Origin of the sequence: Paenibacillus sp. 1011MAR3C5 (genome assembly GCF_003591485.1) — a bacterium.
Lineage (GTDB): Bacteria > Bacillota > Bacilli > Paenibacillales > Paenibacillaceae > Pristimantibacillus.
Genome location: NZ_QZCF01000010.1, coordinates 38400 through 61061, shown reverse-complemented (window position 1 = coordinate 61061; position 22662 = coordinate 38400). Strand labels below are relative to the sequence as shown.

Genomic DNA, 22662 nt, shown 5'->3' with positions numbered 1-22662 from the left:
AGTTTCCCAGTTAGGATTGCCGGCATGAAAGAGGCTGCTTTGTTGTTGTTTGCGGAAAAGCTTCGTATAATAGTACGTGACAGACACCCTGGGATTAAGGGAATGGAGGAAAAACAGTGGAACAAAAGACTAGCTGGTCATCGGCGGAAGTAGCAGCGATGATCGATCATACCATATTAAAGGCGGATGCGACCAAGTCAGATATTATCGCGATCTGCAAGGAAGCAAGAGAGCATCATTTTGCGACGGTCTGCGTGAATGCGGGCTGGGTTCCGCTTGTGGCGGAAGAGCTGAAGGGCTCGGGCGTCGGCATTACGACGGTTGTCGGATTCCCGTTAGGTGCGACTACTACGGCGTCCAAAGCATTTGAGGCTACGCAAGCCATTAATGACGGCGCAACCGAGATCGATATGGTGCTGAACATCGGCCTGTTGAAATCCGGCGATTACGAAGGTGTTCAACGTGATGTTGAGGGCGTCGTAGCTGCTTGCAAAGGGAAAGCGGCGCTCAAGGTTATTTTGGAGACGGGACTGCTGACGGATGAGGAGAAAGTGAATGCGTGCGAGCTGTGTGTTGCGGCTGGCGCCGATTTTGTTAAGACCTCAACAGGCTTCGGAAAAGGCGGAGCTACTGCGGAAGATATTGCGCTCATGCGGCGTACAGTAGGACCGACTATTGGCGTAAAAGCATCCGGCGGCGTTCGGGATCTGGAGACCGCCCTGCAGATGCTTAATTCCGGAGCGACCCGCATCGGCGCAAGCTCCAGCGTCGCAATCGTAACCGGCGGCCAAGGCGAAGGCTACTAAAAGCATCGCCGTTCGAGCGCCTCGCTGTGCTCCAAGCCGAGAAACTCGGCTTGCAAGCGTCGCTCGCGCGGAAATCCGCGCTCTAAGCCGAGAAACTCGGCTTGCAAGCGCCGCCCGCGCGGAAACCCGCGCTCCAAGCCGAGAAACTCGGCTTGCAAGCGTCGCTCGCGCGGAAATCCGCGCTCTAAGCCGAGAAACTCGGCTTGCAAGCGCCGCCCGCGCGGAAACCCGCGCTCTAAGCCGAGAAACTCGGCTTGCAAGCGTCGCTCGCGCGGAAACCCGCGCTCTAAGCCGAGAAACTCGGCTTGCAAACGCCGCCCGCGCGGAAACCCGCGCTCTAAGCCGAGAAACTCGGCTTGCAAGCGTCGCCCGCGCGGAAACCCGCGCTCTAAGCCGAGAAACTCGGCTTGCAAGCGTCGCTCGCGCGGAAACCCGCGCTCTAAGCCGAGAAACTCGGCTTGCAAGCGCCGCCCGCGCGGAAACCCGCGCTCCAAGCCGAGAAACTCGGCTTACAGGCGCCGCCTGCGCGGAAACCCGCGCTCTAAGCCGAGAAACTCGGCTTGCAAGCGCCGCCCGCGCGGAAACCCGCGCTCTAAGCCGAGAAACTCGGCTTACAGGCGCCGCCCGCGCGGAAACCCGCGCTCTAAGCCGAGAAACTCGGCTTGCAAGCGCCGCCCGCGCGGAAACCCGCGCTCTAAGCCGAGTTTCTCGGCTTGCAAGCGCCGCCCGCGCGGAAACCCGCGCTCCAAGCCGAGAAACTCGGCTTACAGGTGCCGCCCGCGCGGAAATCCGCTTATGCGGCTAATTTATATGAGCCGCAACAGAAGAGGCCTCCCAAGCCAATGGCAAGGGAGGCCTCTTCATTATACAGGCTTACTTCGTCTCACAGCCGATGACGAGGTCGGCGCGAAGTTCTTCGCCTGGCTTCACGTAGAGCAGCTCATTGCGGTTGTTCATTTCGTTCGGCAGTCCCATCCAAGGCTCGACGCACACGAACGGGCGCTCCTTGACTGACCAAATAACTACATATTTGAACAGATCATCATAACGCAGGTTGACGGTTACGCCTTCGCGAATAGGGAAGGAGATGCTGGGTTCTTTTGCGCCGAACAGGCAGATGGAATCAATGAAGTCATCCATGTTGGCGCGTCCAGTATAATCGGCCTCTTCGCCGGTCGTCAGATCGACATAACGCGGAGCGTCCGTTTTGTACGGAATATCCTTGCTGCCTTCGATCGCAAAGTACGGATGGAAGCCAGGGTATAAAGGCATGGCTTCGCCTTCGCCAATATTGCGATATTGCTGGCGGGTATGGAGCTCGCCGTTCACCAGCACATAGGTGAAGATCAGCTCAAATTGGAAGGGATATGCGGCAAGAGTAGCTTCGCTTGCGCGAAGACGCAGCGTAATGGAAGCTTCGCCTTCCGCCGAAGTGCCGACTACTTCCCAAGGGTAGATGCGAGCAACGCCGTGTTGGCCCATCTTGTAGGTCACGCCGTTCCACTCATAAGCGGAATCCTGAAGGGATCCGGAGATTGGGAACAGAATCGGATTGCCGCCACGGATGTTGGAGGCAGGATTCTCGAATGTCGCTTTATCCAAAAAGAAGAGCTCCTCGCCATTCAATTGGCAGCCGATCACGATGCCGCCGCGTTCCGGGCATACGAGCACGCGTGATGACGTGGAATTCTCCTTTAACTCATAGATCGTATACGTATCTTGATAGTGGCTAACTTCAAATGTACTCACGCTGCTACCTCCAAAAGTGAAATCATGATGTCTACTATTGTGCCTTAATTCAGCGCATGAGTAAAGGGCCCGGCACAAGGCAGCTTGTACAGCTGCCCGGTGCCAGGCCCTGGAAGAACATGATAAGGATGTACGATGCCGCAGCCTCAGATAGAGATAACACTGCAAGGCATCGATCGAAATTCTACTTACCAGATACGGATTATTCCTTAACCGCGCCGCCTTCAGCTCCAGTATTTGCTGCTCCGTCTGCAGGCGTTTTCGTAAGGTTGTTCGTAATTTTCGCTTTCTCGCGGATCTCAGTAATCCATGCGCTGGACAGCGTACGAACTTCATCGGCAACCAGCTTTGTGCGGATCAGATCTTTATTCTCATCGAAGTTTGCTTTTGCAGCTTCTCTGTAGTCGGTTTTCTTGATGATGTGGAAGCCAAAGTCGCTTTGCACAACTTCACTGACCGCTCCGGTTTCTAGGGCAAAAGCAGCCTTGGAGAACGGCTCGACCATGTCTTCTTTGGAGAAGAAGCCCAAATCTCCGCCGTTAGCAGCCGATCCGTCGCCGGACTTGGCTTTGGCTGTCTCGGCAAAGTCAGCCCCGCCTTTAAGTTCAGCCAGAATAGCGTCAGCTTCTTCCTTGGTCTCTACAAGAATATGGGAAGCGCGAACTTGTTCACCATGCTCGCCGAACTTGGCCAGATTCGCGTCGAAATACGCTTTTACATCTTCATCTGTAACGGTAGTTTTAGGCTCCAGCACTTTGCGGATCATTGCGCTTAGGCGCATGTCCTCGCGGAGGTCTTCCATGGTCAGATTGTTTTGCAGCAATACATTATTGAAGTCGTCTTCCGAAGGGAAGTCGATCTTGATCACATTAATTTCATCTGTAATGTCCTGATCCGTAAATTTAACACTGGCCGCATCAGCCTCTTGCTTCACCAGCTTCTCCAGAATCAGGTTGTCGAGCGCAGGCTCGCCGTTCACTTTCACCAGCAGGTCATATAATTCCTGCTGCGAAATGTTAGCGCCGTTAACGGTAGCAACAGTCTCATTGCCTCCGCCGCCAAAAGGAGGCTTAATCAATACAACGATCAGCGCGATTGCAAGTACAGCGGATAACACGATCCAGCCCGTTGCACTCTTCTTCGCTGGAGCAGCTGCTTCCGGACGAGGCGATACGCCTGCCGCAGCGGAATAAGGAGCCGCCGCCGCAACCGCTGTCTCGGCAACTGCGCGTTCGGAATCGGTCGCACCCTCAGGCTTGTCCGTTTCGACAGCGTTCTCCTGAGTTTCACCGTTTGTATCGTTCTCTTGAACCTTGTTTTCTTCTTTCGCAGTTTCGTTGTCTATAGGTGTATCGTTGGACTGCGATTCCTTGTTGTTCATTCCATAAACTCCCTTCAATTTGCAATTCTTCACCTACTATATCAAATCATGATCAAAAAAACCTTAATCTAAAATAAAAAAGCTTGCATTGCTTGTCGAATCGTATTAATTGTATAGGTAGACGAAAAAAAGAACGTGTAACAAGCGTTGACACGGAGGGATATATTGATCAGATTACTGGGGAGCTACGACAGCTGGATCGTGTTGCTGTCGCTTGTTATCGCGTTGTTCACTTCTTATTCCGCACTTAATCTTTCCTATAAAATATCGAACTCGAACGGCAGGTCCAAGCTAGGGTGGCTAATCATCTCCGGATTTGTGATGGGGTGCGGCATATGGACGATGCATTTTGTCGGAATGATGGCCTTTCATTTGGGCGTAGAAGTGAACTATGACGTGTTAACAACCGTTATATCTATATTGGCCAGTATACTGGCTTCTTTGCTGGCCTTTTATGTCACGATGGCTAAGCAGGTAACACAGGCGAAGCTGGTTGTCGGAAGCTTGTTCATGGGATCGGGCATCGTTACGATGCATTATACAGGCATGGCTTCTATGGAGTCCTCGCTTCTGACGATCACCTATAATGAAACGCTGTGGATCATCTCCGCCATAATCGCGGTAATTGCATCATACGCCGCGTTATATCTGCTTACCCGCTTCCGCAATGAAAGCAGGGCCCGCTGGTTCAAGCTTGCAGCGGCACTGCTAATGGGGCTGGCCGTGACAGGCATGCATTATACCGGCATGGAAGCGGCCATGTTCTGGTGCTCGACGCCCGAAGCGCTTGATCAGTTAAGAGAAGAAGGCATCGACTTGTCGCTGCTGATTCCTGTGTCGAGTGTCATGATTTTAGTTGTTCTTGTGACGTGGACGGCTCTCTATTGGGAGAGGCTTGTCCTGAAACGGATGGCTTACAGCGACCCGTTGACAGGATTGCCTAACCGCCATGCGATGAATCACGAATTCGATGAGACGCTGCGAGGCAGTCAGGAATTTGCCGTTCTCTTTATTGATTTGGATCAATTCAAGCTTATTAATGATACGTTAGGCCACGATGTAGGCGACCTTCTTGTAAAAGAGGTAGGCAGCCGGATTAACCAGTTCGTCAACAAGCAGCGGCATATCTTCAGGTTAGGCGGCGATGAGTTTTTGCTGGTGACCAAGGATTTGAGGCAGCTTACGGCAGAGTCGCTGGCCGAGCTTATCCTGGAGGAACTCAGACGTCCATTCTGGCTGGAGGGGAACGAGCTCTACGTCACTAGCAGTATCGGCATCAGCTTTGCGCCGCAGCATGGGCAGAGCCGGACGGAGCTGCTTAAGGCGGCAGATACGGCTATGTATTATGCCAAGAGCCAAGGGAAGAACCAGTATTGCGCATATAATGAAGAGTTGGACCGAAAGCTGGCCAGGCGGATGGAGATCGAGAAGGGGCTTCGCACGGCGCTTATGCTGGGCGAGCTGTCGACTTTCTATCAGCCGAAGTGGAATGCGGCCATGAATAAGCCGGTCGGATTTGAAGCGCTGCTCAGATGGAAGCATCCTCAGCTTGGCGCGATTGCGCCGGATGAATTCATTCCGATTGCCGAGGAGACCGGATTGATTGTTCCGATCACGAGATGGGTGCTGGATCAGGCGTGCAAGGACTGTCAGTCTTGGAATGGCAGGGGGAGCAACGCGTTAGGCGTATCCGTCAATTTGTCGGCGAATGTATTCGAAACACGCAGTGTTCAGGATATGGTCAATGAAGCGCTGGTCCATTCCGGCTTGCGTCCGGAGCTGCTAGAGCTGGAAATTACGGAGTCGACGGTGATGTATCATGCAACCGAGGCGACAGAGCAGCTTGTGCCGCTTCAAGAGGCAGGCGTGCGTGTATCCATGGACAACTTTGGTTCGGGCTATTCGTTTTTAGGCTCAATTGATCGTATCCCATTCCAGACACTGAAAATGGATAAGCTGTATATGCAAGATTTCGAATCGCCTTCCAAAAGAGCAATTGTCAATACGATCATTACGCTAGCCCAGCAGCTGAATATCGAGCTTGTAGCCGAGGGAGTAGAGACCGAGCGTCAGCTCCAATTTCTGCGCCAGGCCGGATGCTCCATCATGCAAGGCTACTATTTCAAGAAGCCAATGCCACGTGAGGAAGTGGATGCTTGGCTGGATGGATTGAGCGCTTAAGTTATTGACAATGGTTGGAGGAGGATAACCTTTGAGAAGAGACACTCGCATATTAGCCAGGCTTGCGGTATTCATACTGCTGCCGCTCGCCGGTTATTTTCTGTATCAGCTGTCGCCTTACGATATGAATATCCATGCGCCGCACGGCCACTTCTATATTGTCAGCCTGGTCTCCATACTGGCGCTGGCTGTCGCGACCGCGATTGGTATCGTGGCGATCCGTATCCGGAATATAAAGGTTAGCTTCTTGTCCTTATCCTATGTATCCTTGGCAGCGATGTTCATTCTCCATGGATTATCGACGCCGGGATTTCTGATCCATCATTCCTCCATCTCGGGCAATGTCGCCCAGCTCAGCGTATTGTTATCCGCGTTCTGGCTATGGATGTGCTCTATCTCGGCCGATCATAAGCTCGTCCGCCGGCTGTCCATGCGCCAGAAGTGGCTGCTGCCGGTCTGGTCCTCCATTTTACTGCTGTCCGGCTTATATGTATGGTTCAATCCCGATGTTGTCCATCTCCTTCACTTGAAGGGAGATGTCAGCAAGTGGGTGACGACCGCTTTGATTTTGCTTATGAACGCTTGGACGATCTATCGTAATCTGCAAACCTATCTAGCCTCCCGCTTCCCGCTTCAGCTTGCGATCGTCTACAGTACGGGCTGGATGTTCAGCGCGCAAATCATTATGGTGACCGGGGAAGCGTGGATGGCGAGCTGGTGGCTGTACCACTTCCTGCTGCTTGCTTCCGTTATCGTCATGGTCGCCGGCATCGTCAGAGAGCATTTGAATACAGGTTCCATTACCGCCGCAGTCAAAATGCTGTTCCGTGCCAATCCCCAAGACTGGATCCATACGTATATCTCTCCAAGTGTCAGAGAGCTGGTGATGGCGACAGAGTCGAAGGATTCGTATACGGCAGGGCATAATTATCGTGTTGCCTTATATGCGCTGAAGCTGGGAGAGGAGATGGGGCTGTCTACCTCGCAGCTTCGCGCGATTGCGCAGGGCGGTATCGTCCATGATATCGGCAAGCTATACATACCGGACGGCATCTTGAACAAACCAGGCAAGCTGTCCGAAGAAGAACGATCGATTATTGAATCCCATCCGGTCTCCGGCTATAACGTCTGCAAGCGGCTTGGCTTTATGGTAGAGGAACTGGCAGTTATCCGCTCCCATCATGAGAAGTGGAACGGCAGCGGCTATCCGGACCGGCTGTCGGGCGAAGAGATACCGCTTGTCGCCCGAATAACGGCAGTGGCGGATGTCTACGACGCACTTACCTCATCCCGCTCCTATCGGAAGGCGATGACTCATGAAGAAGCGATGGAGATCTTGCTGCAGGAGAGCGGAAGACACTTTGACCCCCGCTGTATTCATGCCTGGGAGAGGCTTACGGTGGAGCAGGAGACATTCTTCCGGGAGACACTGCTGAATAGCCCGACCATTAAGCTGGAGCAAAGACTGGCCCGATAGTGTTTTGTTGCCGATAAATCATTTAGAATGAAAAGGTATACACCTAAAAATGGGGAGGTATTTGGAAATGAGCTATACAGCAGATCATAAGCGTTACGATACAATGACATACAATCGGGTAGGCAGAAGCGGTCTGAAGCTGCCCGCTATCTCACTGGGGCTTTGGCATAACTTCGGCGGCAACGACCGCTACGAGAACAGCAGGGCGATGGCGCGTCGCGCGTTCGACCTCGGCATTACCCACTTCGACCTAGCTAACAACTATGGACCTCCGCCGGGCTCGGCGGAAGAAGCGTTCGGTGCCATTCTTCAGCATGACCTCGCACCTTACCGGGATGAGCTGATTATTTCGACCAAAGCGGGCTACGGCATGTGGCCGGGTCCTTATGGAGAATGGGGCTCCCGCAAATATATGCTGTCCAGTCTGGATCAAAGCCTGAAACGGATGAAGCTGGACTATGTGGATATCTTCTATTCTCATCGTCCGGACCCGGACACGCCGCTGGAGGAGACGATGGGAGCGCTTGATCATGCCGTCCGCCAAGGCAAGGCCTTGTATGCCGGCATCTCCAATTACAGCGCAGAGCAGACTGCCGAGGCCTCCCGTATTCTGAAGGAGCTGGGCACGCCGTGCTTGATTCACCAGCCTTCCTACTCGATGTTCAACCGCTGGATCGAAGGCGGCCTGCAGGATGTGCTGGATGAGCAAGGCATCGGCTCCATTGTATTCTCGCCGCTAGCCGGCGGGCTGCTGACGAACCGGTACTTGAACGGTATTCCTGCTGACTCCCGCGCAGGCGGACCAAGCATCTTCCTGAAGTCGGAGCAGATTACGGAAGGCAAGCTGGACAAAGTGAAGGCGCTGAACGAGCTGGCGCAAGAGCGAGGACAGACGCTAGCCGGCATGTCACTAGCGTGGGTGCTTAGAGGCGGCAGAGTGACGTCCGCCTTGATCGGCGCAAGCCGCGTGGAGCAGATCGATGACAATGTGGCTGCGCTTGCCAATCTAGCTTTTAGCGAAGAAGAATTAAACCGGATCGAAAGCATTCTCTCCAAGGAGGAATAGGATACGCTCCGATATTAGACAGGTCAGGCCGTAAGGGGGGATAAGCGATGTCGAATATGTCGCTTAGAACAAAGGGATTAATTCTAATCGTACTCATATCGTTTATCCCGCTCCTGCTTGCCGGATGGGGCAATTATTCCACAGCCAAGGACGCGATGATGCGTTCGGAGATGGAGAAGATTAGCAGCAAGCTATCCAGCCAAGCCAGCAATATCTCTGCCTGGATGGATATTCGCCGGGCCGAGGTGCTGGTCATGAGCCGCACGTCCGCTCTACGTTACGGTACGAACGCCGAGCGGCTGAATTATTTTCAGCGAGAACTGGTACGAAGCGGATTTACCTATCATGCGATTGGATTCATCGGTCAAGACGGGATCGCCTATCGCAGTGACGGAGCGTCCCGCGATATGAAGGGAGAGCCGTTCTTCGAGCCGGCCATCAATGGCGCTATTACCATTACTGATCCTTACAAGCCGGTTTTCTCCGTTGTGGAGCAAACCTTTATTGCTGTGCCCGTTTATGGGGTGGGGACGCAGATTGAAGGCGTCATTTATGCGTCTATTCCATTTACTGCGTTTAACCGTTTTTTTGATTTTGCGGATGAAAACGCTCCTGTACGCTTCTACAATGACGAAGGAGAGATCATCTACGGCTCTGCGCCAGGCGTTGCACGCATGTCATCGCTGCGTTCAGACTCTACGTTAAGCGAAGTCGCCCATGAGATTCTGAGCCACAATGAAGGCAAGGTTAATATTCAGGTAGATGGCGAAGCTTATGTCGTGTTCTATGCCAAGGTGGCGGGGACGCCGTGGCGCATTGCGCTGCAGGAGCGATACTCCCATATGAAGGAGATGCTGACGCCGATATTCTGGCGCATCGTCTCGACCATAGCGGTCGCGGAAGTTTTTATCGCGCTGTCCTTCTATCTCTATTTCAATCAGATTATTAAGCGTCTGGAGCGGATATTGTCTGTCACGAAGCAGGCGGCGGCGGGGGAATTCCAGGCCGAGCATCTGGATACATCGCAGTATGATGAGATCGGCAAGCTTGCCCATTCTGTAAATGGGATGATGGAGCATCTGCAGGAAATGTTCGACCGTCTGAATGCCATCATTAATCAGAATCAATATGGTTTCATCGTCCTCGATAATGAATACAAGGTGGCATATTTGAACAAGACGGCGGAAGAGATGCTGGGATATACAACTCAGGAGCTGGCGGGTCATGCGACACCGCTGTTATTTATGGACAATGAGGAAATTGCAGTTGAGGCCGAGCGCCTGACGGAGCAGCTGGGCAGACATATTCAGCCGGGCCTGGAAGTCTTCCGGGAGCTGCGCGACGACAGGTTCTCGTATGAGCGTGAGTGGACGTTCATCCATAAGGATGGCCACCGGATTCCAATCCTGCACAGCTCGAACGGCCTTCGGGACCGGAACGGCAAGTTTTCCGGCGTCGTTGGCATGTTGCGCGATATCTCGGACCGGAAGCAGGTCGAGAAGGCACGCAACCGGCTATTGGATATCGTGGAGTCCGCCAAGGATCTGATCGCATCCGTCGACATGAATGGGGAGCTTATCTACATGAACCGGGCAGGCAAGGAGATGCTTGGTTTGCCGGGAGAGGAGAAGGATGCTTCCACCGTCAAGGACCATATCGATCCTCGCATGTACGAGCAGATTCTTCAAGGCGCGGAGCTTGCAAGAGAATACGGCTACTGGGAAAGCAATACGCAATTGCAGAAGAGCAACGGCGAACCGCTGTTCGTCTCGATGGTCGTCGTCACGCATGTGGATGCGTCTACGGGCGAGCCCTTCTTCTCTTGTATCGCTCGTGACATATCCGAGCAGAAGCTTGTTCAGGAGGAGCTTGTCCGCGCTACGTTGGAGGCGGAGGAAGCCAATCAGGCCAAAAGCCGCTTCCTGGCGCTGATGAGTCATGAGATTCGCACGCCTCTGAACGGGATTATCGGGCTGACCCAGCTCTTGCGCAAGACAGAGCTGTCGATCGTGCAGAAGGATTATTTGGACAAGATGAGCATGTCTTCGGAAACGCTGCATCGCATGATTAGCGATGTCCTCGACTTCTCCAAAATCGAAGCGGATAAGATCGAGATGGAGCGTCTGCCGTTCCAGCCGGAAGAGCTGCTCCACCGATTGGCAAACGGGCTGAGCGTATTCCTTGGCGGCAAAGAGCAGTTCGAATTTATGATTAAGACGCCGGACGAGCTGCCGCAAACCCTAATCGGAGATTCGCTCCGTCTGGAGCAGGTGCTGCTGAATCTATGCGTGAATGCGATCAAGTTCACAGAGAAGGGCCTTGTGAAGCTGGAGCTGGATATTGTGGAACAGCATGCGGATGCGGTCAAGCTTCGGTTTCTTATTGCGGATTCTGGAATTGGGATGAGCAAAAGCGTCATGGACAAGCTGTTCAAGCCGTTCACGCAGGCGGACAGCTCGACGACTCGAAAATACGGAGGCACGGGACTTGGTCTTGTCATATCCAAAAGCCTCGTAGAGATGATGGGCGGGGAGCTTCATGTCAGCAGCAAGGAAGGCGTAGGAAGCCGATTCGCATTCGCGTTGTCGTTCCAGGTGAACCCATACCGCCATGAATTGGATGTAGCGGCGGCCGCGCCTGTGCCGGAGGGGACGGTATGGATTGTCGAGGACGATTCCAAAATGCGCGATCATTGGACCTACCTCTTCGAGTCGCTTGGGTGGTCGGCAATCTCGTACAACAGCTGGCAGAATACCCGTGAACGGCTTCGCCGAGTCGGGGAAGGTGTGCTGCCCGACCTGCTGCTGATGGATATGGAGATGCCGGATATGTACGGAATCGAGACATGGCGTTTATTCCGCAGTGAAGCGGAGGCCGCAGGCGTGCCGATTATCGCGTTGACGACAACGTACGGCAGGGATGAGCTGCAGCAGCTGAAGGAAGAGGAACGCCCCGTTGCCATTCTGACCAAGCCGGTCACAAGAGGGGCGATCGTCCGATCGTTGAATGAAGCACTTAGAAGCAGACTGGCTGTTCGCCAGTATACGATGCGGGAAGAGCATGCCGATCGGCCTTATGCTCATAGTCAGTCAAATGCGCAGCGGGTATTGCTGGCCGAGGATAACAAAATCAATCAATTGGTAGCGATTGAACTGCTCAAGGAGAACGGCTACGAGGTTGGTCTTGCCGAGACGGGAGAGGAAGTGCTGCGCCTCCTGGAAGCGGGATCATGGGATATCATCATGATGGATATTCACATGCCGGTCATGGACGGCACAGAAGCCGTCCGCATTATTCGAAGCCAAGAGCGGTACAAGCATATTCCGATTATCGCGGTTACGGCTAACGCCGTGAAGAAGGATCATGACCGCTATATTCGCCTTGGGATGAATGATGTGATGACCAAGCCGCTATCCGGCGATCGTCTGCGAGAGATTATGAAGTATTGGCTGGAGAAGGCGGCTTCGCTGCCCAAGGCCCAATATGTGTTGGGGGATGGAAGCAGCAGCTATGCGGGGATAAACCGGGGCAGCAGTCCAGGGAGCCACGCGCTTGCCCCGATTGCCGGCATGGATGTGGATAGCGCACTTGAGCGCGTGAACGGCAAGCAGCAAATTCTGTTTCATATGATCGAGCAGTTCCGCCTCGACTACGATTCATTCATGGATCAGCTGCGCATGATGCTCAAACAGTCCGAGACGCAGACGGCCCTTCGTATGCTTCACACGCTGAAGGGCGCAGCAGGCTACTTGTCTGCTCGCGAGCTTGGAGATGCTGCGCATGAGGCCAGTGAAGCAATCAAACGCGGGGAGCAGCCGAAGGAGCTGGCGCTTGTGCTTGCCCATCTGGAGAAGGAGCTGGTTCAGCTGCTGGCGGGTTTACACGAAGCGGTCAATCGTTTCGACAATTAAATCTAACAATTTTCTAACAATCTGTTGTTCCTAATCTTTCCGTATTGTATAGTAGAGTTACGATACGACTACTCGACAGATATCTTCAATTTATTAAAGGGTGACGCCAATGTATAAAGTTTTGGTTATTGAAGATGACGTCATGATGAGCAATATGCTGTCCATGTATCTGCAGGAAGAGGGATACATTGTGAAGCAGGCTTATCGCGGGAATGATGGGCTACAGCTTGCGGACTCATTCGATCCGCACCTGGTTCTGCTCGATCTAATGCTGCCTGATATGGATGGTATTGAGGTATGTGCGCAGATACGCAGCGTCTCTCAAGTACCGATTATGATACTGTCCATGAAGAGTGAAGTGTCCGAGCGCGTCCAAGCGCTGAAGACCGGAGCGGATGATTACTTGTGCAAGCCATTCAGCATGCATGAGCTAACGGCGAGAGTCGAGGCATTAATTCGAAGATCGCATACCGTATTTGGAGAGTCAGCCGCACAGGTCGCCGCAGCTTCAATGACGGTAGAGGAAGAAGAGCCGATTCAGCTTGACGTAGAGAGACGTCTGATTCTCGTTCGCGGACAATTGGTCGAGACTACCTTCTCGGAGTATGAACTGATGAAGCTGTTCCTTGCGCACCCAGGCAAGGTGTTCAGCCGGGAAGAGTTGATTAATGCCATTAGAGGCTTTGATTCGTTTGTCACTGACCGAGCGATTGACGTACATATTGTGAATCTTCGCAAGAAGATCGAACAGAATCCGAAGGAACCTAAGCTGATTCGAACGGTATGGGGGTTTGGCTACAAGTATACGGCACAGGCTGCTACTTAAAGCATCGGGAGAGTATTCGCATACCCGGGCAAGTCTGTTCATATGAAGAGAAAGATCGTATTCCGCTAATAGCGGGGTACTTTTTTTTTTGCCAATATCCCCTGCACATGAATTATTTAGGTAATCCGTTAAAATTTCTAACATTCTTCTAAAAGTCTGTTCGGCACATTTCTAATAATTCTATGCGACTATAGAAGTACGACAATGGAACGAAAAAAGGACGGGGGGATCCAGATGGAGGGGCCAATCGAATTATCTGGACGCGGCAAAGCATTCATGCAGCTAGAGCTTGCGATACAGGGCGCGCGCGTAGCAGGTAAGCGATTGCTGGTTGCATTGGTGGATTTGGACAAATTTTATCGTGTCAATGAGACGAGAGGAACAACTTTCGGCAATGACGTATTAACAATCGTTGCATCTCGCCTGGAGCATACGGAAGCGACGCATTTGGAGGCGGCGAAGCCGGGCGTGTACAAGGTTGACGGGAATACGTTTCTTGTGATGTTGGAGGTAGAGAAGGAAGCGCCGCAGTGCTGTAAGGCGGTGGATGCAATCAAGCATGCGGTGGAGAAGCCCGTCTCCGATTCGGGAAAGGAGCTTTATATGACTTGCAGCATCGGCGCTAGTCTGTTCCCTCAGGATGGGCTAACGAGCGAAAGATTGCTCTGCCGCACGGAATCTGCGTTATATCAAGCGAAGGAACAGGGCGGCAACCGTACGGTATTCTATAATGCGGAGGATACGAATCGTATGAACAGGCGTGTCGCTATCGAGATGGGACTCCGGCCAGCCTTGTTCTTGCGACAGTTCCATCTCAGCTATCAGCCGATTTATCGGCTGTCGGACGGACGGCTGAGAGGGTTCGAGGCGCTTATTCGCTGGCAGCATCCTGAGCTTGGCCTCATTTCGCCGAATGAATTTATACCTATCGCAGAATACAACGGATTGATTATACCGATAGGCGAGTGGGTGCTTCGTGAGGCCTGCAAAATGCTGGCGGGCATGACGAAATACGGGTTGAACGAGCTGACGATGTCCGTGAATATTTCACCAGTCCAGCTTCAAGATCCCTCTTTTGTCCAGACGGTATGGAACGTTCTTCAAGAGTTCGGGTTGTCTCGCCAATCGGTGGAGCTGGACATTACCGAACATATTATGATGCATTCATCCGAGCTGTCGATCAAGGCTATTACGAAATTGCGGGCGGGCGGAATACGCATCGCACTGGACGGATTCGGGGCTGGATTTTCTTCCCTGCATCATCTCATGGAATTGCCGGTACACAGCCTAAAGCTCGACAAAAGCTTTATCCGCAGAATCGATCTGCAAAGCGCAGAACGGCATGTCGTTGAGGCGATCATCGGGCTGATGCGGAAGCTCGGTCTGGAAGTGGTCGCAGAAGGGGTGGAATACAAGGAGCAATATGAGCTGCTGAAGGAGTGGGGCTGTCATTATGTGCAGGGCTATCTGCTCGGCATGCCGATGGACCCGACGGTCATTGATACGTCGATGCTGGCTAGCTGCATAGAGGCGGCCGACACGGGCGAACAGAAGCAGGGAGCCGTAAGCCGCATATAGAGCTGCGTTATCGGATCAGACAAAAACTAGCCGGGCCCTCAAGGGCCCGGCTAGTTTTTTGTGGTTGAATCGTGAGTGGTTCTAACTGACTTCCAAATATAACTTCGTGCCGTCGCTATATTGGAATATAGCAACGTCTCGCACCATCTCGACCGATCTGATCCGTTTCCATCTTTTTCTGAAATCAAAGTCCAGTTCCATCTCGTACAATTTATGATGAAGCATATCTACAGATGCCGATTGTTCGTTAGGGTAATAGACAGGGACCGAACGATTTTTGAAGGTAATGACTCGCATCATCGTACTATGCACCTCCGATTGCGTTTTTCCCATTTTACCTTGAACGTTTTAGCCTCTTATGAATCTATAGTAAGGAGAATGTTTATTTTGCTCACACTTTCCTAACAAGTGCTAGGAGCTGCTGTATTTCCACTTTTTCTTGTAATAGCCGTGGCCGTAATGATGATTATAGCGATGCGGCGGGTGTGGCGGATAATACGGCTGTCCTGGCGGATACGGCGGTTGGCCCGGCGCATATTGATTCGGGTAGGGCGGCTGTCCGTTCGGATACGGCGGCTGTCCCGCGGCATGCTGATTCGGGTAAGGCGGTTGTCCTTGCGGATACGGCGGCTGGCCCGGTGCATGTTGATTCGGGTAAGGCGGCTGTCCGTTCGGATAAGGCGGATGTCCAGCATGCTGATTCGGATATGGCGGATGATGAGGATGCGGATAATGCGGCGGCGGATAATAACCTTTCTTGAAGTCGCTGCTGCTGTAGTGGTGGTAGCCGTAACGCTGGCGACCGGATAAGGAATATAAGATGCGTTTGAGCATGCGATAACCTCCTTTATTGAATGGGGTGAATCATTAATGGCGTTGTTAGATTATACGCACCTGCTATCAAGTGGTTTCTAAGTTGAATGCCTTTTCTTACACTCGACTCGACAGGAGCGATGCTCGTCTGTAAGCTAGAGACAGGAGCTGATGAATGAATGCTGGGCAAAATTGCCGGAAAACTCAAGGAGATTATCGATGCTTGGCGCGACTATCCACTGCAGCCGGGAGTGATCTGGGAAGGCAGATACCGGATTGATCGCCTGCTCGGTATGGGCAGCTACGGCCAGGCTTATGCCTGTACGGATCTGTCAACAGGCAGCGTGGCGCTGCTCAAGCGCAATAAGCCGAGCAAAGGCAGCACAGGAATCGAGCTGCTCAGAAGAGAAAGCGACTTGATGAGCTCGCTTGAGCATCCGCAAATTCCAAAATGGCTGAATTACAGCGTCAGGAGACGGGATGAAGCGCTCATCATGCAATATATTGAGGGTCACAACCTGGAGTTCGGGATATACGAGCAAGGTGTTGCATACTCAGCTTATGAAGCGCTTGCGATATTGAAGGCACTGTTAGCTCCGCTGACGTACCTTCATGCACAAGGCTATGTGCATCGTGATGTACGTATACCGAATGTCATGCAGCAAGACGGAAAGCTGTTCCTCATTGATCTTGGGCTTGCTTGCCGGATCGGCGAGCGGCTTCCATCTAAGCTGCAAGAGGCATTGGGTGAAGCGGAAGGCTCCATCGCTTCCGATAGCGCTTCTGCGATCAAGAGGCGTATGCGAAGCCCGCTCCCGTCCAGCGACTGGTTTGGCCTCGGCCACTTGTTCCTGTTCCTGATGTATGCCGGTTACGAGCATCCGGAAGGGCAGCCGGAGAAGACCTGGGAGGAGGAGCTGAGCCTTCAGTCTGAAGTGCAATGGTTCATCTCCAAGCTGCTCCATGACGAGTCAGCCTGGGAGACGACCGAACAATGCCAGCAAGAGCTGGATGAACTGCTGACCAGGCTTGAGCTTGCTGAGAAGTCCGAGATATAAGCTTTAATTAAGGATTGATCGTATAAGAGATAATCGCAATGATGAGCAGGTGCAGCGGATAGAAGCTACGCCATAAGAAACGCGGCATGCGTATGCGATCCATGCTCCGCATAAGATCAGGCATATAAACGATCCATAACGTGGACAACAAGCTGAACAACTGAAGCGTCCAGCCTTTATAAAATATACTAAACACATTAATCGCCAAATGAAGCAGAACCATCATGTGAGGCGTGGCATATCGGTAAATAAGCATTAATAACAGCGCGTACCCGCCATAATCGAACGGAAGGGCTTCTAGTAGCACTATGATTGCGGCTGTCGTCAAGACGGAAGCCATCATTTTTCCTTTTAGCAGATCCAGCAAAAGCATGGTCAGCAGGCAGAAGAACAGTGTGGCTATGACATTGATCTCCAGCCCATGTGTTCGAAAGGCAAGATGGTAGGGAAGCTGGGAGATGATTGCTAATAGGCCAACTCTGGTCAAATAGCGGGTAACGTCCCGCGTTCGGGAGTAGCCGGTGACCATGGCGTACACATAGAACGGCAGCGCCAATCTTCCGATTATGCGCCAGGCCGTATCATCCGGATGCCATACTACTCCGATATGATCGATTAACATTGTTAACATGGCCAGAAATTGAATGCGGATCACCTTCGTCCGTCGCGAGTTTAGCTTTATTCAGTATATCATAAGGCAGCTGCGTCGCTAAGGAGACGGAGAAGGTTAAGGAGAAGACTGCATGACCTGCTCGAGCGCGGTCAAGAGATTCATTCTGGTAGCATGGCCTAACTCTTCGGCCGTTATACTGGCGACCCTTAAAGTTGAAGGACTGATACAGGTAGTTGTTAAGCGTCGACATCTCGCCAAACTCCCCTCAAGCAGCTCCTGTACGGCGGCTCTGGCGTCGGCATAAGGAGAGGGGGCAGCTCGATCTGCAGCCTGCTTTGACGTTGAAACATGTGAGGCATCACCTCTTTTCTAAAAAACTTTTTTATCAGCTGGACTGGCTGAGAGGAATTTAAGATTACGTAACCAACAAGGTAATAACGTGCAATTCGTAGAGCACGAGCGGCAAAATAGCATTGTACGGCGCGATGAAGGCTCGCGGGTCATGCATCGTGACCTAAAGGTACAGTATGCTGCGGATTCGCTTCGTAGATGACGGGAATTACGCAGCTCAGACAGGAATAGGAGTTAACCTCCTGTTGTAGAGTATTATTACATAGGTATGCGAACAGTAGCGGCGGCATACGTGCGGGGGCGGGGGAGTTCATAGGCAGTGTGGATGGGGATGATTGATGAGGTAGCCGTTTTATTTTGTTTGAGAAATTGTTACAAAGCTAGACTCTGCTCCCACCGCGTATTAAAATCAATCTAACTAACAAGTTACCACTATGATGTAGACAGGTGAGTTCATGAGCAGCAACGACAACATGCTTAAGGAATATGGGCCGGGCGCGTCTATCGACTTGCTGGACTTTATACGGCTTGCCGTTGTATTGACGGAGATGGTCTGCCGCGAGCATCAACAGATGGCTGTCATTGGGAATTTGAACCCGTGTAATATAAAAATGGTAAGAGAAGGTAAGGAAGCGCGTCTGACCGGGAGAGAAGAGACGCAGGCCGCTTACCGGTCACCTGAGCAATCGGGACGGCTTAACCGAATACCGGACGGACGCTCTGATTTATACACATTAGGCGTTATATTATATGAACGGTTGTCGGGGCAATTGCCGCTTCAGCCTGACGCAGACCGGGATTGGGAGACTGCGCATATCTTCAAGACGGCGCTTCCTCTATCAGAAATTCGGCCGGAGTGGGGTGGCCCGATATCCACTATTATCATGAGGCTGCTGGCCAAATCGCCGGATCAGCGCTATCAGAGCGCATACGGCTTGCTGGACGACTTGAATCAATGCAGAGTCATGCTGGAGGATGACGGCAAGCTGACGCCATTTGAGCTGGGAAGATTGGATCAGGCTCGTACGTTTCGGTGGCCGGGAAAAGTGTACGGGCGAGAAAGCGATTTGCCTACGCTGGAGTCCGGGCTTAAGCAGGCGTTGCAAGGCAATCAAGCAATCCGATGGGTAACAGGCCCGGAAGGAAGCGGCAAGACGGCACTCGTTCACCGGTTCCGAGAGTATGTGGTGCGGCAGGGAGGCCGGTTTGTCGAAGGCAGGTCTGTGCGTGGGCAAGAAGCCAAGCCATACGAGCCGCTTATTCATGCGTTAGAGCAATGGCTTCAGCAGTTTTGGAGCGAGCCTGTTGGTGTGATTGAACGATTGAAAAAAAAGCTTAGAACGGATTACGGTCGAGATGCTGAGATACTAATGAAGATGTTGCCTGGAATGCGAACACTACTCGGAGACACGGCAGAGAAGGGCAGCATTCCTAAAGAGAACGCTTGGAAGCGATTCGGAGAGCTGGCGCCTGATTTGATCGTTGGCATGGCTGAAAGCATACCGCCGCTTGTTCTATTTATAGATAATATGGAATGTGCCGACCATGGCACGCACGAAGTGATAAGAGCGCTTGCAGAGCGGGACAAGGCTTCAGGATTGCTTCTGATAGGAGCATTCCGCACGAAGGGGTGGAACGAGGGGCTAGATGGAACAGCGGATGAGATAACAGCTACTATCTCAGGTCTGTCCGCCAATGAAGACGGCATTTCCGTTGAGCAAGCGGACTTGCTGCCCTTGTGTTATGAAGACGTACGGTGTTATTTGTCTGATGCTTTGCATGAGGAATCGCCTCGTCTTCGTCTATTGGCCAGTTCTCTTTTCTATCAGACGGGCGGAAACCCCGGTACAATCGAGCTTCTGCTGAGAAGCTGGCTGCAGGAGAACAAGCTGAGCTTTGATGAAAGACGGCGCCGATGGATATGGGACCCGGAAGTGATACAACAAAGCAGCGGCTCGGAGTTGAATCGCGGACTCATGGAGGCGGACTTTGCTAGTTTAGCGAATGAAGATAAGTCACTGCTGGCAATGGCGGCTGCGATTGGACAGTCATTTCGTCTGTCGATATTGGCTGCAGCCTGTGAATGTACACTGGATTCTGCTGTCCTTATGCTTCGTGCTGCTGTAGACAGGGGCATGATTGGATACGAGGATGACACGATAGCAGAGTGCGTACAGGGGAGAACTTATTTGTTCCTGCATGACTATATACGCGAGGTTGCTTATGCCTTTGATCCGGAAGCGAATATGCAGCGACATCTGACGATTGGAAGACTGCTGCAGCGCAGACAGTCGGAGGACGATGTGCGTACGACGCTTGTGGCAGTGGATCAATTGAATTTGGGTTCAGGAGCCATGTCGCTCCAAGAAAGAAGACAACTGTCTAAGCTTAACCTTGCAGCCGGGCAGAACGCGCTTGCTGAAGGGCAGTACGCCAGAGGCAAACGTTATGCATACGCTGGACTTTTGCTAGTAGAAGAAGAGCAGAAGCCGCAGACGAGCTCCGTGTATGTGCAGCTGCGCCTCGCTGCCGCTTGGTCGGAATATATGAGCGGAAATACTCAACTGGGACGCGAGATCGTGTTTGACTTGAAGAGCCGCGACCGTATGTTGAGCAGAGCGGAGCGGACCCCAATATGGACGTCGCTGATACAGTTCCATACGTTTGTGGAAAATGATATTGCAGTCAAGTATGCAAAAGAAGCACTCGCGGCATACGGCTGGGAGTATCGGGAAGGGATATCAAAGCTGGTTGTTATGAAGGAAGTGATGCAAACGCAATCCGTATTGTATCGAAAGCGCAATAACTTGGCATTGCTGCCCTTTCATAATGATGAAGAGTACTTAAACCTATGCAAGCAAATGGAATTGTGTTTCCTCCCGCTGCTTGTGAATAATGCGGAGGCGCTTATCGATCTCTGTGCCCGATTTATCCGTTACGGAATTGGGCGGGGAATGAACGAATCGCTGGCAATGCTGATTTGCACCTACAGTCTCTTGATGCAAAGAGTGCTCCCGGGTTATGTCCAGGTTGTTCCTGCTTGGGGCATGGAGTCGATTGCAGCAGCGGATTTGTCCAGAGTTCATCGAATTCTTTTTGTTAGCGGAATGGCCAAACAACTGGAGAAGCCGCATGAGGCGTCGAGATTGCTCAATAAAGCTCTTCGCCGATGTGTCGAGCATGGGGATAGAGAGTTTGCCAATATCGCGATGATCACTTGCTTGATTACGCATAATGGCAGCCTGTATGAGCTGACGGATTTGCTGGAGTTTTTCACGGAGCATATAGGTCAAAGCGCCAATGACAAGACGCTCGAACTGGTGCATATCGCAAAAGATTATTTGTCTGCGCTGCAAGATGATTCTCTTATGGCTGGTTTCGTGGCGATTCCGCACCATGCAGAAGGAAGTACCGGACAGCGCGAGGAGGATAATTACAGCTGCATATGCAAGCTTGAGGTTGCTTATTTGTCAGGCAGATACCGGGAAGCGCTGTACTGGGCAAAGTGCAGCAGGATAAGCGAACTGGCAGAGGATTGGGCGCGTATTCGGAAGCAGCGTTTATTCGAGGCATTGACATTAGCATCGTTATATCCCGAAGCCAGCACGGAGGAAAGCAATCGCATTCGCAAGGCACTGAACTCGCAATTGCGAAGTATGAAAAAGTGGAAGGGCTTTCTTGGTTCAGGTTCTTCGGCCCATATGCTCGTGAAAGCGGAATGCGAGCGATTGGCCGGTAATGAGCAAAAGGCGCTGCGTTATTATCTCGATGCTGTTAAGCAAGCCAGAACTGAGAAGTACGGCTTAATGGAGGGAATTATCTGCGAGCGGCTTGCGGTATGTTATGAGCAAGATCTAATCAGCAGCGGGGGAGCCACGATTGCTCTACTGGACGCAGGTACGGCTTATTCGAACTGGGGCGTGACCTCCAAAGTAACGCAAATCCGAAGTGAGCATGCAAATTTGTTAGGTGTTGCACCTAAGCTATATGAAGTCGAAGAGAAGCGGACAGAGAAGGGCGAGGCAGATCTTGTTCGTCTGCACATGCCGCAGCATGTGAGCATGAAGAAGCCGGAAGCGTCTATAGGCGAGGAGAAGCTGCTGCAGCAGCTTCTTCATGGATTTGATCAGCCGGGCAACGGGCTATGGACAGAGAATCTCTTGCATACTGCCCTTCGTCAGTCAGGCGCTGATCGCGGACTAGTGCTGCGTGGCGAGCAAGCGAACTATATGATTGAAGCTGTGTTGGAGTTGTCGCCGCACAGGGGAGAGGGACTATATGCGGATCGAGTCTTACGGCATGTTGTAGCGGTGAACGAACCGATCGTCATTCATGACGCGATACAAAGCTATTGGATAAGGGACGATTATATTGCCTCCCGGAAGCCCAGATCGATTCTGTGCATGCCATTTTCAGTTCCGGGTGAGCATTCTGATTTCTTCCTCTACTTGGAAAACAGGCATGTGCCTGGCGTATTTACGGAGCGTGACTTGAAAGTGCTTGAGCTGATCGCAACACGCGTGATTTATATCAGTCTGCTTGAAGGGAACCCGCAAGGGACTTTGGCTATGGCAAAAGAGAGTCTCTCAGCAGTTGCTCCAGACCGCGTTCAAGAGGACTTGCTGGAGCCGCTGACCAAGCGGGAGCTGGAAATATTAGAGGCTATTTCTGAGGGAATGTCCAACAGGGATATTGCAGAGCGGCTTGGCATTACCGAGACGACGGTTAAGACGCATGTATCCAGAATCATTGGCAAACTGGGGGTCAAGCGTCGCGGGCAAGCCGTCGTGCGGGCGAATGAACTGCAGTTGCTCCGAAAATAGAGTAAGCTCTTGCTTTACCGATCAGCCAG

General features: G+C 52.2%; 15 protein-coding genes and 1 pseudogene. 9 read left to right on the top strand and 7 right to left on the bottom strand.

Annotated features, from left to right (window positions below):
- Positions 1-158: 158 nt before the first annotated feature.
- Positions 159-806, top strand: a complete 648-nt coding sequence (gene deoC, locus D3P07_RS23335) for a deoxyribose-phosphate aldolase (RefSeq protein ID WP_220482047.1) — start codon at positions 159-161, stop codon at positions 804-806.
- Here the strand turns inward: deoC and D3P07_RS23330 are convergent.
- The 3 genes from D3P07_RS23330 to D3P07_RS23320 form a co-directional block, all read right to left on the bottom strand.
- Complete coding sequence (locus D3P07_RS23330) at positions 803-1300, bottom strand: hypothetical protein (RefSeq protein WP_119802821.1); 498 nt, start codon at positions 1298-1300, stop codon at positions 803-805. The two genes, deoC and D3P07_RS23330, sit on opposite strands and share 4 nt — an antisense overlap.
- Before the next feature lie 379 nt (positions 1301-1679).
- A complete protein-coding gene (locus tag D3P07_RS23325) occupies positions 1680-2555 on the bottom strand; it encodes an aldose epimerase family protein (RefSeq protein WP_119802819.1) in 876 nt (291 codons plus the stop codon).
- Positions 2556-2757: 202 nt separating this feature from the next.
- The gene (locus D3P07_RS23320) at positions 2758-3936 is read right to left on the bottom strand and encodes a foldase protein PrsA (RefSeq protein ID WP_119802817.1); all 1179 of its coding nucleotides are present in this window, start codon (positions 3934-3936) and stop codon (positions 2758-2760) included.
- Positions 3937-4101: 165 nt separating this feature from the next.
- Between D3P07_RS23320 and D3P07_RS23315 the strand changes: the two genes are divergently transcribed.
- The 6 genes from D3P07_RS23315 (at position 4102) to D3P07_RS23290 (ending at position 14975) form a co-directional block, all read left to right on the top strand.
- Positions 4102-6117: a putative bifunctional diguanylate cyclase/phosphodiesterase gene (locus D3P07_RS23315; RefSeq protein ID WP_119802815.1), complete on the top strand. Its 2016-nt coding sequence runs from the start codon at positions 4102-4104 to the stop codon at positions 6115-6117.
- A gap of 31 nt (positions 6118-6148) precedes the next feature.
- Positions 6149-7594 carry an HD-GYP domain-containing protein gene (locus D3P07_RS23310; protein WP_259391660.1) on the top strand — a complete coding sequence of 482 codons (1446 nt, stop codon included), beginning with the start codon at positions 6149-6151 and terminating at the stop codon, positions 7592-7594.
- Positions 7595-7661: 67 nt separating this feature from the next.
- A complete protein-coding gene (mgrA, locus tag D3P07_RS23305) occupies positions 7662-8660 on the top strand; it encodes an L-glyceraldehyde 3-phosphate reductase (RefSeq protein ID WP_119802813.1) in 999 nt (332 codons plus the stop codon).
- Between the two features lie 47 nt (positions 8661-8707).
- Positions 8708-12571 (top strand): response regulator, encoded by a 3864-nt coding sequence (locus D3P07_RS23300; RefSeq protein WP_119802811.1) that lies wholly within the window; start codon positions 8708-8710, stop codon positions 12569-12571.
- A gap of 109 nt (positions 12572-12680) precedes the next feature.
- Positions 12681-13397 (top strand): response regulator transcription factor, encoded by a 717-nt coding sequence (locus tag D3P07_RS23295; protein WP_119802809.1) that lies wholly within the window; start codon positions 12681-12683, stop codon positions 13395-13397.
- A 204-nt stretch (positions 13398-13601) separates the two neighbouring features.
- On the top strand, positions 13602-14975 hold the full coding sequence (locus tag D3P07_RS23290) for a putative bifunctional diguanylate cyclase/phosphodiesterase (protein ID WP_119802807.1): 1374 nt from the start codon (positions 13602-13604) through the stop codon (positions 14973-14975).
- 81 nt (positions 14976-15056) lie between these two features.
- Here D3P07_RS23290 and D3P07_RS23285 read toward each other — a convergent pair whose 3' ends face one another.
- Together D3P07_RS23285 and D3P07_RS23280 are read right to left on the bottom strand one after the other, a co-directional pair.
- Positions 15057-15275: a hypothetical protein gene (locus D3P07_RS23285; protein ID WP_119802805.1), complete on the bottom strand. Its 219-nt coding sequence runs from the start codon at positions 15273-15275 to the stop codon at positions 15057-15059.
- A 111-nt stretch (positions 15276-15386) separates the two neighbouring features.
- On the bottom strand, positions 15387-15809 hold the full coding sequence (locus D3P07_RS23280) for a hypothetical protein (RefSeq protein ID WP_119802803.1): 423 nt from the start codon (positions 15807-15809) through the stop codon (positions 15387-15389).
- Positions 15810-15967: 158 nt separating this feature from the next.
- On the opposite strand from D3P07_RS23280, the gene D3P07_RS23275 reads away from it, so the two are divergent.
- A complete protein-coding gene (locus D3P07_RS23275) occupies positions 15968-16846 on the top strand; it encodes a protein kinase domain-containing protein (protein ID WP_119802801.1) in 879 nt (292 codons plus the stop codon).
- A 7-nt stretch (positions 16847-16853) separates the two neighbouring features.
- Here the strand turns inward: D3P07_RS23275 and D3P07_RS23270 are convergent, their stop codons facing one another.
- Together D3P07_RS23270 and D3P07_RS27700 are read right to left on the bottom strand one after the other, a co-directional pair.
- Positions 16854-17501, bottom strand: coding sequence for a TraX family protein (locus tag D3P07_RS23270; protein ID WP_119802799.1), 648 nt, complete (start codon positions 17499-17501; stop codon positions 16854-16856).
- Positions 17502-17660: 159 nt separating this feature from the next.
- Positions 17661-17809, bottom strand: a pseudogene (locus D3P07_RS27700) (manganese catalase family protein); the annotation flags it as partial.
- A gap of 456 nt (positions 17810-18265) precedes the next feature.
- On the opposite strand from D3P07_RS27700, the gene D3P07_RS23260 reads away from it, so the two are divergent.
- The gene (locus D3P07_RS23260; protein ID WP_119802797.1) at positions 18266-22633 is read left to right on the top strand and encodes an AAA family ATPase; all 4368 of its coding nucleotides are present in this window, start codon (positions 18266-18268) and stop codon (positions 22631-22633) included.
- The last annotated feature ends 29 nt before the right edge of the window (positions 22634-22662 follow it).